The 13,031-nt window shown below is 71.9% G+C and carries 9 protein-coding genes and 1 pseudogene; 7 read left to right on the top strand and 3 right to left on the bottom strand.

All coding sequences use genetic code 11. The features are described from left to right. Window positions 1–12: 12 nt before the first annotated feature. From ADL29_RS03910 to ADL29_RS03895, 4 genes are all read left to right on the top strand, one after another. Window positions 13–1,035, top strand: coding sequence for a carbohydrate ABC transporter permease (locus ADL29_RS03910; protein WP_053922356.1), 1,023 nt, complete (start codon window positions 13–15; stop codon window positions 1,033–1,035). Then, window positions 1,032–1,865 (top strand): carbohydrate ABC transporter permease, encoded by an 834-nt coding sequence (locus ADL29_RS03905; protein ID WP_046930205.1) that lies wholly within the window; start codon window positions 1,032–1,034, stop codon window positions 1,863–1,865. Before ADL29_RS03910 ends, ADL29_RS03905 begins: the two co-directional genes overlap by 4 nt. A gap of 65 nt (window positions 1,866–1,930) precedes the next feature. Further along, window positions 1,931–3,571 (top strand): glycoside hydrolase family 13 protein, encoded by a 1,641-nt coding sequence (locus tag ADL29_RS03900; protein WP_053922355.1) that lies wholly within the window; start codon window positions 1,931–1,933, stop codon window positions 3,569–3,571. 171 nt (window positions 3,572–3,742) lie between these two features. Then, window positions 3,743–4,942 (top strand): molybdopterin molybdotransferase MoeA, encoded by a 1,200-nt coding sequence (locus tag ADL29_RS03895; RefSeq protein ID WP_053922354.1) that lies wholly within the window; start codon window positions 3,743–3,745, stop codon window positions 4,940–4,942. A gap of 42 nt (window positions 4,943–4,984) precedes the next feature. On the opposite strand, the pseudogene ADL29_RS03890 reads toward ADL29_RS03895, so the two are convergent. The 3 genes and pseudogenes from ADL29_RS03890 to ADL29_RS03880 all read right to left on the bottom strand — a co-directional run. Further along, a pseudogene (locus ADL29_RS03890) lies at window positions 4,985–5,398 on the bottom strand (M24 family metallopeptidase); the annotation flags it as partial. A gap of 127 nt (window positions 5,399–5,525) precedes the next feature. After that, window positions 5,526–6,302, bottom strand: coding sequence for a class I SAM-dependent methyltransferase (locus tag ADL29_RS03885; RefSeq protein ID WP_053922353.1), 777 nt, complete (start codon window positions 6,300–6,302; stop codon window positions 5,526–5,528). Between the two features lie 377 nt (window positions 6,303–6,679). After that, window positions 6,680–7,960: a helix-turn-helix transcriptional regulator gene (locus ADL29_RS03880; RefSeq protein WP_053922352.1), complete on the bottom strand. Its 1,281-nt coding sequence runs from the start codon at window positions 7,958–7,960 to the stop codon at window positions 6,680–6,682. Between the two features lie 356 nt (window positions 7,961–8,316). On the opposite strand from ADL29_RS03880, the gene ADL29_RS03875 reads away from it, so the two are divergent. From ADL29_RS03875 to ADL29_RS03865, 3 genes are read left to right on the top strand one after another with little or no spacing between them, the layout of a single operon-like run. Then, window positions 8,317–9,690 (top strand): ATP-grasp domain-containing protein, encoded by a 1,374-nt coding sequence (locus tag ADL29_RS03875; RefSeq protein ID WP_053922351.1) that lies wholly within the window; start codon window positions 8,317–8,319, stop codon window positions 9,688–9,690. Beyond that, entirely contained in the window at window positions 9,687–11,705 is a 2,019-nt protein-coding gene (locus ADL29_RS03870; RefSeq protein WP_053922350.1) for a PEP/pyruvate-binding domain-containing protein, read from the top strand. Before ADL29_RS03875 ends, ADL29_RS03870 begins: the two co-directional genes overlap by 4 nt. Next, on the top strand, window positions 11,702–13,030 hold the full coding sequence (locus ADL29_RS03865) for an MFS transporter (protein ID WP_078970717.1): 1,329 nt from the start codon (window positions 11,702–11,704) through the stop codon (window positions 13,028–13,030). The genes ADL29_RS03870 and ADL29_RS03865 overlap by 4 nt, the downstream gene beginning before the upstream one ends. The last annotated feature ends 1 nt before the right edge of the window (window position 13,031 follow it).

The raw sequence follows: 13,031 nt of genomic DNA, 5'->3' as shown, positions 1-13,031 counted from the left end.
GAGAGCACGGCCATGGTGACCACGCACAACCCACCCGCACCCCGCATGGCGACCGCGCCCCCCGGCCTTTCCCGGCCCCGGCGCCGACGCCCCCGCGCGACCGCCGGTTCAGGACGGCTCGCGGCCCTGTTGATCTCCCCGACGCTGCTGGTGCTGACCGTCGTCGTTCTCTACCCGACGATCGTGGCCCTCAAGGACTCGCTGTTCGGCACCGCCGGCATCGACCCCAAGACCGGATTCGTCCGGGACACCGACCCATTCGTCGGCGCGGAGAACTACACCGCGATCTTCGGTGACGCGGGCGCCCGGTTCTGGAACGCCTTCTGGAACACCACCTTCCTCACCTTCACCACCGTCGCGCTGGAAACCGTGATCGGGGTGGCGATGGCGCTGATCATGCACCGCGCGTTCCAGGGCCGGGCCCTGGTCCGGGCCAGCATCCTGGTGCCCTGGGCGATCCCCACTGCCGTGTCCGGCCTGCTGTGGCGCTGGATCTTCAACAGCGACGGCATCGCCAACGCCCTCACCGGCCGGCACGTGCTGTGGACGACCGAGGGGTTCCACGCCAAGGCCGCCGTGATCATCGCCGATGTCTGGAAGACCGCGCCGTTCATCGGCCTGCTGGTACTGGCCGGCCTCCAGGTGATCAACAAAGAGGTCTACGAGGCGGCCAGGATGGACGGAGCGGGCCCGCTGCGCCAGTTCTGGAACATCACCCTGCCGCTGGTGAAGCCCGCACTGCTGGTGGCCGTGCTCTTCCGGACTCTCGACGCGCTGCGCATGTTCGACCTGCCGTACATCCTCATCGGCGCGCAGAAGACGTCCGTGGAGACGCTGTCCATGCTTGCCCAGGACCAGGCCGCCAATGTGCGGTTCGGACCGGCCGCGGCCTACGCGGTGATCCTTTTCCTCTATGTCTTCCTGATCGCGCTCGCCTTCGTCCGGCTGCTCGGCGCCAATGTCGTCGGTGATGACGAGGCAGGACCCAAGCGCGGCAGGTGGCTGCCGCGCCGTCGTACGGAGGTGGCGGCATGACCCTCTCGCCGGCCTTGCGCAAGTGGCTGCTGTACGCGGGAGTCGCCGCGGTCGTCGCCTACTGCCTCGCACCGTTCTACTGGATGCTGGTCTCCAGCCTCCGGCGTACGTCCGACATCTTCGACAACTCACCCTTCCCCACCCGGATCTCGTTCGAGAACTACCTCGCGGTCCTCGACCCGTCCCAGTCCTTCACCCGCGCGCTGCTCAACAGCGTCGTCGTGGCCGGTATCACCACCGTCCTGGCGCTGATCCTGGCCACCTTCACCGCCTATGCGATGGCGCGGCTGGAATTCCGGCTCAAGCGCCTCGTCCTCACCCTGATCATCGCCACCTCCATGTTCCCGGTGGTCTCGATCATGGTCCCGCTGCTCAAGATGTTCGTCGACATGGGCTGGATCAACACCTACCAGGCAATGATCGTGCCCAGCATGTCCTTCACCCTGCCGCTCGCGGTCTGGAACCTCACCGCCTTCTTCCGGCAGATGCCCCGGGAGCTGGAACACGCCGCCATGGTCGACGGCTGCACCCGCGGCCAGGCCTTCCGCAAGGTCATCATCCCGCTGGCCGCGCCCGGCATGTTCACCACCGCGATCATCACGTTCATCGCGGCCTGGAACGAGTTCCTGATCGCCCTGTCGATGACGAACAAGGCGGAGATGCAGACCGCACCCGTGGCGATCTCCAAGTTCTCCGGGGCCACCCAGTTCGAGACGCCGTTCGGCAGCCAGATGGCGGCCGGCGTCCTCGTCACCATCCCCCTAGTGATCGTGGTGCTGCTCTTCCAGCGCCGGATCGTCGCCGGCCTCACCGCCGGTGCGGCGAAGTAGCCGCCCCGCTCACCGCGCACCCCTCCCTCCCGCACACCCCCTTTCCGCAAGGAGTAGGCACAGCCATGCCCAACACCGCACCGTGGTGGCGCAGCGCCGTCATCTACCAGGTCTACATCCGCAGCTTCGCCGACGGCAACGGCGACGGGGTCGGCGACATCGCCGGCATCCGCTCCCGCCTGCCGTACCTCAAGTCGCTCGGCGTGGACGCCATCTGGATCAACCCCTGGTACAAGTCGCCGATGGCCGACCACGGTTATGACGTGGCGGACTTCCGGGAGATCGACCCGCTGTTCGGGAGCGTGGCCGAGGCCGAGGCGCTGATCGACGAGGCGCACCGGCACGGTATCCGCGTCATCCCCGACATCGTCCCCAACCACACCTCCGACCGGCACATATGGTTCCAGGCAGCGCTGTCTGCCGGGCCCGGCAGCCCGGAGCGGGAGCGCTATGTCTTCCGGGAGGGCCGCGGCCCGGACGGCGCCGAACCGCCCAACGACTGGCAGTCCTGCTTCGGCGGCCCGGCCTGGACCCGGCTGCCCGACGGGCAGTGGTATCTGCATCTGTTCGCCCCCGAGCAGCCGGACCTCAACTGGGAGCACCCGGACGTGCTCGCGGAGTTCAAGGACGTCCTGCGGTTCTGGTTCGGCCGCGGTGTGGACGGATTCCGTATCGATGTGGCGCACGGCCTGGTCAAGCACCCCGACCTGCCCGACCTGCCGCCCCGCAGGGACCCCTCCGCGCCGCCGCTCGCGGGCAGCATCGACCACCCGCACTGGGACCGTGACGAGGTGCACGAGATCTACCGGGAATGGCGCAAGGTGGCCGACGAGTTCCCCGGCGACCGGTCGTTCGTAGCCGAAGCCTGGGCCGACAGCCCCGAGCGGCTCGCCGCGTACGTACGCCGGGACGGCCTGCACACCGCCTTCAACTTCGAGTTCCTGATGACCAGTTGGGAGGCCGCGGCGCTGCGCGAGACCATCGACAGCTCGCTCGCCAACCTCGGTTCCGTCGGCGCCCCCGCCACCTGGGTGCTCTCCAACCACGACGTGGTACGCCACCCCAGCCGCTTCGGCCGCAAGACCGTCAGGAAGTGGCTGCCCAACCAGCCCTACCGGCCCGAAGGCCCGCTCGACCTCGCACTCGGCACCCGGCGGGCCCGCGCCGCGGCCCTGCTGATGCTCGCCCTGCCCGGCGGCGCCTACATCTACCAGGGCGAGGAACTCGGACTGCCGGAGGTCGAGGATCTGCCCGAAGCGGTGCTGCAGGACCCCATCTGGGAACGCTCCGGGCACACCGACCCCGGACGCGACGGCTGCCGCGTGCCCATCCCGTGGTCCGGGCAGCAGGCCCCGTACGGCTTCAGCCCCGACGACGCCGCCGGCGCGCCCTGGCTGCCCCAGCCCACGGACTGGAGCGCATTCAGCGTCGAGGCCCAGACCGGCGACCAGACATCCATGCTGGAGCTCTACCGCCGCGCCCTGGGGCTGCGCCGCGACCACCAGGCGCTCGGCGACGGCAGCCTCACCTGGCTCGACGCCCCCGCCGGAGTCCTCGCCTTCACCCGCGAGCCGGGCTTCGCCTGCATCGTCAACCTCTCGGCCGACCCGTACCGGCTGCCCGAGCACGATGCGGTGCTGCTGGCGAGCGGGCCCGTCGAGGACGGCCGACTGGCGCCGGACACCGCGGTGTGGCTGGAGCTGTAGCGGCGTCAGCGGTCCACACCGGAGAGGACGGCGGCAGCGCGCACGGCGCTGCCGCCACCGGCGTACGGGCGGCAGGCATCACAGACACCCGGCGGGCTGCGTGAGCAGGTCGGCGCACAACGGAAATCGGCTCCGCAAGACCCGGAAAAGTCCGGGCGCCAAGCTGGCGCCATGCTTCTGACATCCGATGCCGCCACCGCCTGCACCGCAGCCGCCCAGGGGCCGTCCTGGGAGCGGGCCCGGGAGCTCGCCCATGCGGCGCCGCTGCCCTTGGGGGCCCGCGCACTGCCGCTGGCTGCGGCAGCCGGGACGACGCTGGCGGATGCCCTGAGAACCCGCGATCCGCTGCCCGCTTTCGACACCGCCGCCATGGACGGCTATGCGGTGGCGGGCGCCGGGCCGTGGCGCATCCGAGGGGCCGTCAGGGCCGGCGCGGTCTGGGACGGGTCCCTCGCGGCGGGGGAGGCGGTGGAGATCTCGACCGGGGCCCCGGTCCCGGCCGACGCCCGCGCGGTGCTGCCGCTGGAACGGGCGGCGCTGAGCGGCGGCCGGGTCTCGGGCCGCACGCCGTTGCCGGGCAGGCACATCCGGCGTGCGGGTGAGGACGCCCCGGCGGGGGCCGTCCTGGTCCCGGCCGGTACCCGGGTCGGCCCCGCGCAGCTCGGGCTGGCCGCGGCCTGCGGCTACGACACGCTGCACGTACGGCCCCGGCCCCGGGTCACCGTCCTGGTCACCGGGGACGAACTGGAGCGCAGGGGCCGTCCTGGCCCGGGGCGGATCCGGGACGCCCTGGGCCCGCTGCTGCCGCCACTGGTCGCCGCCTTCGGCGGCGAGACCGTCGCGGTGGAGTATGTGTCCGACCGTCCGGCCGGGCTCCTGGCCCGGACGGTGAACGCCGTGAGCGACTGCGAGATCATCGTCGTCACGGGGTCCACCTCCGTCGGCGCCACCGACCAACTGCGCGGCTGCTGTGCCACGCCGGGCGCCCGGATGGTCGTCGACACCGTGGCCTGCCGGCCCGGACACCCTCAGCTGATGGCCGGACTCGGCGCCGGACGATGGCTGGTGGGACTGCCGGGGAATCCGTACGCGGCCCTCGTTGCCGCCCACACCCTCCTCGCCCCACTGATCGCCGGGTTGTCCGGCCGGACCCTCCCGCACCTGCCGCAGGCCCCGGTCAGCGGTGACGTCCAGCCGGTTGCCGGGCTCACGCGGCTGGTGCCGGTTGCCTGGGACGGCTCCAGCGCCCGGGTCGTCGGCGGGCACCGTGCGGCCTTCCTCCACGGGGCGGCCCTCGGCGACGCCCTCGCCGTGATCACCGACGGCTGGGCGGACGGCAGCCCGGCGCCGTTGGTCCCGCTGGAGGGATGAACGACGCGGCCTGGCGCGCGCGGCCGCCGGCTCCGGGCGGCGTCACGCCAGGTCCAGCAGCTGCTCGTAGAAACCGCCGAACCCGTTCTGCTCGTCGGTCAGGTGAATTTCCAGGATCCAGTGGCAGCGCCAGCCGGCCCGGTCGGTGCGGCGGATCGGGTGGTCGTTGTCCGGGGTGATGTACGACTCGACCAGGGTGCCGTCGATCGTCTCGTGCGGGAACTCGCCCACCAGGTGGCCTGCGTGCCAGCCCCCGAGGGTCCAGCCCGCCTTGGCGGCGAGCGCCTGCACCTCGGCGTGGAGCCGTCCGCCGGTGATGTCCGGATCGGCGCGGAACGCCTCCCGCCCGGCCGCGAAGACCAACGGCAGATCATGGCGGAGCCGGTGCTTGGCGGGGTCCTCACCGAAGACGAAGGTGTGGCCGAAGTCCGCCTCGTACTCCTCGAAGCAGCGGCCCTGCGCCGGGCCTCCACCAGACCAAGGGCGCGCAACTGCTCGTCCATGCGGTCGGGTACTGCGATGGTGCTGTCCTTCTTCCTCGTTGCGGTGTCTCGTTGTTACGGGGGCTCGTTACGGTGTCTCGTCACAGGGTCGCGCGCACGATGACGAGCGAGCCCTGATAGGCCGGCCGGGTGCGCAGGTGCCCGAAGCGCTCATCCCAGGCACCGGAGGCGAGGTCGTCGCGCAGGTTCCGGTCGAAGCGTTCACGGGCGCCGTCGTCGACGAAACTCCATGCCGAGCAGGCCTGCCGGGCGGCCGGGTCGAGCAGCATCTCGGGGCGCCCGTAGTACGCCTCGTTGAAGCCGTCGGTGCAGTTCAGGGGGATCGGTACGGTCCGGACGGTGACGTTTTCGCCCAGAGCCGAGGCCATGTCCTCGACGGGTGGGTAGCGGCGGGCCTCGGTGTCGAGGACCTCGGGTGCGTACCCGTACAGCCAGAAGTCGCATACCAGCCGCGGGTCGCAGGTCAACGCGACGACGGGACCGCGGGTGACGCGCCGCATCTCGCGCAGGCCCGCCTTCACGTCGTTCCACTGGTGGACGCTGAAGAGCGTCATCGCGCCGTCGAACTCGCCGTCGGCGAAGGGCAGGTCCTCGGCGACGGCGTCAACGGCCGGGGGGAGGCCGGAGGAGCGCTGCGCGCGCATGGACCGGGACGGTTCGACGGCCGTCACGGACCGCGCGGCGCTTTCGTACGACCCGGCACCCGCACCGACGTTGAGCACCGTACGGGCGCCGTCCAGCGCCTCGGCGATCACCTGGGCGATGCGGGCGTCGGGCCGCCGGTGGGCGGGGTAACCGGAACCGATGGCGGCGTGGTCCACGTCGCCGGCGCTGCCGTCCTGGGTGCGTGTCGTCATGGGTCCTTACCTCGCCTCGTGAGCAGGAAACAGGGGGAGGGACGCTGCCCCTGCGCGTCGCCGGTGGTGAGGGCGGGCGCGGGGGAGGGCGTGACCGTGCCGCGGATCCTGACCTTGCCTGCCGAGTTCGGGCCAGTAGAAGGTGCGCTGTCACCCCCGCTCCTCCGGCCTCCGACAACCGAACATCCCTCTCATCTCATGCATCCTGCATCCACGAGGACGATCGCGTACATCAAAGGGCACATGCTTGGCAAATCAACCAAGAGGCTCACGCATGCGGTTTCGGGTGATGGGCCCTCGGGTCCCCGGTCCGGGTTGCCCCGATGACACATACGGCCCGTACCGGCTCCCTTTGTACCGGCCGACCTGACCGCCGGTCAGGTGGCTCTCGGCGAGCGGACGGCGGTCGCCGAACGCGGGGGCCAGGACTGCGGGACGAGGATGCCGAGGGCGTAGGCGCGCGCTACCAGCGCGCACCTGTTGGGAGCGTCCAGGAGGTCCCGGAGACGGCTGAGGTGGTAGTCAACGGTCTGACGGGAGAGGTGCAGCGAGGTGGCGATGTCCGCGTTGCTGCGGCCGACCGCCAGGAGCGAGAGGATACGTTCCTGACTGGCCGTCAGGGCCGGGTAGGGTTCGTGGGAGATGCCCTGGTGGGTGACGACCGCCCAGACGCTGGTGGCGCGGGCCGCGCCCCGGCCCACCGTCGTCAGGTGCAGCCGGGCCCTGCGCTGCCGGCCGTGCGCATCGACGAGCACGGCGGAGGTCTGGATCCGCCGGCTGCGGCGGACTATCAGATCGCGCCAGCCGCGCCACAGACCGGCTAATTCCGAGGCGGGTGCCAGCACGCTGTCGGCCCGGCGGCCCACCAGGTCGGACAGCCGGATCCCCAGCAGTTCGGCGGCCGCCGCGCTCGCCTGCTGGATCCGGCCGCCCGCGGAGATCAGCGCGCACGGCAGCCCGCTGTGATCGCGCAGCGCGCACAGGCTCTCCTCGGCCTCCCGGCGCTGGTGGAGCGCGCGGGTGTAGTCGCTGATGTCGATGTAGATGCCGGCCACACAGGTCTCGGTGCCCTCCTGCACGGGGAAGCGATGACCGGCCGCCTGCCCGCTGCTGCCGTCCGGGCGGTGATAGGTGAGAGTGTGCCGCACCGGCTTCCCGCGGGTGAGCACGTCCTTGTCGAGGGCGAGGACCCGCGCCGCATCGACGGGGGAGTCGACCTCCTCGACGTGTTTGCCGATGACCTGCTCCGGTGTGGTGCCGTACAGATGGGCGTAGGCGTGGTTCGCCCACAGGTGGCGACCGCCGGCGTCCCGGATGAAGGCCGCGGCGGGGGCGAGGTCGGCGAACGCGTCGTAACGGCGGTCGGCGGCCGGGCCGGTGCCCACCTCCACGGCGAGTCCGCGTCGGCGGCCCTGCCGCGGCGCCCCGACGGGCCAGTGCACATCGAAGAGCCGGCCGTCGAACCGCGCCTGCCAGTGCCGGAGTCCGGCGGCGGCCGGTCCGGACGGCCGGCGGCACACGGTGTCCAGGAAGCGCTGCGCGGTGCCCGTGTCGTCGAAGGCGCCACCCCCGCTGTCGGTCACCCGAAGCTCACGGTCGGCCTCCCACCAGGACACCGGAAGGTGCTCGAGCAGCGACTTCAGACCGGTCTCGTTCACAGCGGCCTCTCCCTGGTGAAGATCGGTTCCCACGGTGGCGCGTCTGCGCGCCACCGCCATGCGTATCCGGCGCTCCCCGGTCGCATACCCGCTTCTCGGCCGATCTGGAGGCACGCGTCCGGCAGCAGCATGCGCGTCCTCCACCGCCATACAGCATCACGGAATCTTCACCAGCTGGCTGCGAAGTCCACAACTCTGGCGTTTGCCTGAGTGCGTGAGGCCCGCCGCGGCGCAGCGGGCCCTGCCCGGCTGCTTCTCTGGAAGTACGGCGAACCGACAGCGGATCCGGCGCCGTCGGCCGCACCGGTCCACCGGTGGATACGGCCCCCAACCGCCTGTAGAGGAGACGAATTCCAGTGAGCACGGTGCTGTTCGTGTATGCCAAGGGCGGTCCGCCCTTGGGGTATGCCCTGTCACGGGTCGCCGCGCGGTCGGCAGTGCACCTGCTGGCGCTCAGCACGCTGCCGCCCACCGCCGCCCCGGCCGCCGAGCGGCTGTGCGCTTCGGTAGTGGGCCCCGGCGGAACCGAGCGGGACGATCTGGTGTCCTTGATCGTCTCCCGGGCCGAGGCCGTCGGCGCGGACGCGATCGTCACGTTCTCCGAGTACGCGGTCGTCGCGGTCGCCGAGGCCTGCGCCAAGCTCGGCCTCGCCGGGGCCGGCGACCGCAGCGCGCTCGCCCGCGACAAGCGGCTGATGCGCCGCACCTGGATGCAGCGCGGCATCTCCCAGCCGCGGTTCCGCCGGGTGGCCGACGAGCAGGAGCTCCGCGACGCGGCCGCCACGCTCCGCCTCCCCCTCCTGCTGAAGTCCGCCTGGAGCGCGGGCTCCACCGCACACCAGATCATCCGCTCCGCCGACGAGATACCGGCGGCCTGGGAGCGGGCACATGCCGTGATGGCCGAATCCGCGCAGCTGGGCTACGCCGAACTCCATGTGGCCGGAGCCGGCGGGGACTTCCTCGTCGAGGAGATCGTCCTGGGCACCGCCGACGGCTGGTTCGACCGGAGCGGCTGGGGCGACTACATCAGCGTCGAGGCCGTCGTCGCCGACGGGGAGTTCCGCCCGGTGTGCCTCAGCGGCCGGATGCCGACCGTGGCGCCGTTCACCGAGCGCGCCGGCATCACCCCCGTGCCGCTGCCGGACGAGACCCAGCGGCGCATCGTGGCCCTTGCCCGCGAGGCCGTGGACGCCCTCGGCCTGGAGAACTGCGGTACCCACACGGAGATCAAGCTCGGCGCGGACGGCCGGATGTGGGTGATCGAGACCGCTGCACGGTTCGGTGGCGCGATGACCGTTCCGCAGATCGAGGAGGTCTTCGGCCTGGACGTCATCGGCATGCTCGTCGACCAGCTGCTGGGACGGCCGGTCGTCTGGCCCGCCCAGGCCCTCACCTCCCAGGAGGCACGCGGCGCGGCCGGCTCGCTCGTCGTCCTGGCCGTCGACGCCGCCGGTGACGCCTGGCCGGACCGCCGCGTCTGGGACTTCCCGACGGTACGGGACGCGGTGCCGCTCAGCGACGGCAGCCGACTGTCCGTAGTGGCCGACAACTCGCTCCCGGACGGCGCTCCGGTGCCGGTGTACGACCCGACCGCGGGCGCCAACACGATGGCGGCACTGTGCCTGCTGTCCGCCACCGACCCGGGGACCGTGCTCCACGACTTCCAGGCCCTCGTGCACGCACTGCCGAAGATCCTTCCCCCCGTCGGCGCCACGGAGGCCCGCTCATGAACACCACCGTCATCCCGCCGGCCGCCGCTCCGCGCCCCGTCGCCGACCGTACGGCCGTCGGCCATCACCTTGCCCTGCCGCTGTTCCGGAGCCTCTCCGGAACCCTGGCCGGCCACCCGTACCTCAAGGTCGTGGTGGACCGCTTCGAGGACACCTGGCACCTGCTCGACACCGCCGTCCACCCCTTCCACGTCGACTACATTGCCACCCGCGTCCTCGGCATGGAACCGGCGGAGCTGGACTCCTGCCTGGACGCCTTCAACGCCTCCGTCTACATGGCCCCCGACCGCCGGTTCCTGCTGGGAGTGCTCTCCCTGCACACCGACGAGAACACCGACGGCCGCCGCCGGCCCTTCCTCGTCCTGGAGACGACCGAGGCCGACACCATGGACGGCCCGCTGCTGGAGGAGTTCTACACGTTCGTCCGGCACCGGCTCGACGGCCGGCTGCCGCTGCTGCTGAAACCGGCCAACCACGGCCAGGAGCAGGCACTCGCCCCGGTCAGCGACATCCGGGTGCCGCGGATCCTCAGCCACGAGCTCTTCGGCCACCGCACCCGCACACCGCTCAACCCGGGCGAAGCCGCCGGCCGGCTCCGCCACTTCCGGACCACCGAGGAGTACACGGCCGCGTCCGCCACACTCGGCGGCTCCGACATCATCGCCATGCCGTGCCTGCCGGACGATGTACCGCGCGTCGCGGGCTTCATCAACACCGCGGCGACCACCCCGCTCTCGCACACCAACGTCCTCGCCGCCGGCTGGGGCATTCCCAACGCCATCGTCCGCGACCTGGACCGGCTCATCGAGACCGAGAGCCTGGACGGCGGCTGGGTCCGCTACCGGGTCACCGAGGACGACATCAGCCTCGTCCCGCTCGCCGCGGCGACGGTGCCGGCCGCACCGGCCCGGCACCGGCAGCGCATCCGGCTGCGGACGCCGCTGCTGGATGACATCGCGGCGCGGCCGTTACGCCGACTGCGCCTCGCGGACCAGAACCGCTACGGCACCAAGGCCGCCCACCTCGGGGAGCTCCATCACGTCCTGGACGCCCGCACCGCCGACCTCACCGCCTTCCACGGCCGGCCGCGGCCGCCCCGCCCCGACCTCTACCGGCATCTGGCCGCCCGCCTCGGCATGACGCAGCCGACGGCCCCCGGCGAACTCCGGTCCGCGGCCGCCGACTTCGTGACCGAAACCGTCAGCGTGCCGGACGGCATCGCCCTGCCGTTCGGCCTGCAGCACCGCTTCCTGCGCTCCTCCCCGGCGCTGCGCAAGGGCATCATCCGGCTCAAGGCGGCCCTCGACCGCGGCGCCCCCGAGGCGGTGCAACCGCTCTGTCTGCGGCTGCAGCAGCTCGTCCGGACGACCGCCCTCCCCGACGAGGTGGCCCGCGAAATCGTCCGGGCGCTGCCCACCGGACCGGCCGCCGGCCGCCGTCTCGTGGTCCGCTCGTCCGCCAACGCCGAGGACCTGCCCGGCTTCTCCGCGGCGGGCGTCTACACCTCGGTCACCTCCGTGTACGGCGCGGACCAGCTCCTCGACGCGGTACGCGAGGTGTGGGCCTCCCTGCTGTCGCCGCGCAGCGTCCGGCTCCGCCACCAGGCGGGCATCTCCCTCGACGACACCTACATGGGCGTGATCGTCCAGCCGTACCTGCCCGCCACCCTCGGCGGAGTGCTGGTGACCTGCAACCCGACCAAGCGCTCGGACTTCCGCAACGTCTGCCTCAACTGCTCGCCCGGATCGCCCGAGGCCGTCGTCGACGGCACGGGGCTGCCCCTCCAGTACCTCTACAACACGGTCGAGGGCGGGGGCCGCACCGTCGCGCTCGGTTCCTCCGGCACGGACCTGCCTGCCGCCACGCGGGAGCGGCTGGCGCACCTGGCGCTGGCCGGCCGGCTGCTCCAGTCGCACTTCAGCGCACCGGACGTGGACCGTCCGCTCGACATCGAATGGCTGATGACCGATCAGGGCGCGTTCCACCTGGTCCAGATCCGCCCCTACGCGCGATGAGCTGCCGCAGCGCCCACCCGGGCAAAGCCGGTACGGCCCGGCCCTTGGCTCCCCGGGTCCGCCGGATCATCCGCCTGAACAACGCCTTCCAGCTGCTGTTCAACCTCCTGTGGTGGATGCCTGTCTTCTACGCCTACCAGCGGCAGGCCGGCCTCTCCGACGGACAGATCTTCGGCATCCAGAGCATCTACTACATCGCCTTCTGCCTGTTCGAGATTCCGACCGGACTGGTGGCCGACCGCATCGGCGCCCGCAACTGCCTGCGCGCCGGCGCCGTGGTGATGACCGCGGCCAACCTGGCCCCCCTCCTCGCCCCCACCTACACCGGCTTCCTGGCACACTTCCTGGCGATCGCCGCCGGTCGCTCCCTGACCTCCGGCGCCGCCAGCGCCTACCTCTACGACAGCCTGCGCGCCCAGGGCGCCGGCGAGCACTACCTGACGGCCGAGGGACAGGCGAGGGCCTGGGGCCTGGGCGCGAAGGTGCTGTGCTGGCCGCTGGTCGGCCCGCTCATGGCCCTCGCACACGGTGCACCGTACGCACTGAGCGCCGTCAGCGCCGCCGGCTCTCTGCTCTGCGCCCTGGTGCTGCCGGGCCAGGCACCCTCCTCCCCGCCCGCTGCCGCCCCGCGCCGCCGTCTCGCTGCCCTGCACGACGCCACGGCGGCACTGTGCACCCTGCGCGCCGCCCCGTGGCTCGCCCTGGTCATGGTGCAGGGAGTGGCGGTCTTCACCCTCTCCCGCATCTGCCAGGTCAATCTCTTCCAGCCGGTGCTGCTGCACCACGGTATCGGCGAGACCTCGCACGGCGCCGTACTGGCCGCTATGACGGTCGCGGAGGCGGTGGCCTCGGCCCGCCCGCAGTGGCTCACCACACGGCTGCGGCCGGCGGTATGGGTGACACTGCTCAGCCTCGCGATGGCCGGGACACTGGCAGGTCTCACCCTCGGCGGCCCCTGGACCGTCATCGCTCTGCTCTGCCTGTTCGCCGCCGTCTGCGGCTTCGCCTACCCGCTCCAGCGCAAGCTGGTGAACGACGCCATTCCCCACGGCGCACCACGCGCCACCCTGCTCTCCGTCGAGAGCATCGTCGACCGCGCCGTGTGCGCCCTGGCGGCCGTGGCCGCGGGCGCCTACCTCGCGGGGGGCCGACTGGATGCGCTGCTGTGGCACAGCGCCCTGCTGACCGGCGCCCTGATGGCTGTCTGGCACCTGGCACTACGACGCTCGGACCGGTCCCGTGCCCGACCCGGCCCCAGGCCGTTCGGGCGAACCGCCTGTGTCGTGCAGCAAGACGCGGGTGGCGCAGCTCCTACGGTCAGCTGAC

The organism is Streptomyces chattanoogensis (assembly GCF_001294335.1).
Lineage (GTDB): Bacteria > Actinomycetota > Actinomycetes > Streptomycetales > Streptomycetaceae > Streptomyces > Streptomyces chattanoogensis.
Note: the sequence above shows the minus strand (reverse complement) of the source record. Positions and strands in the feature narration are given on the sequence as shown.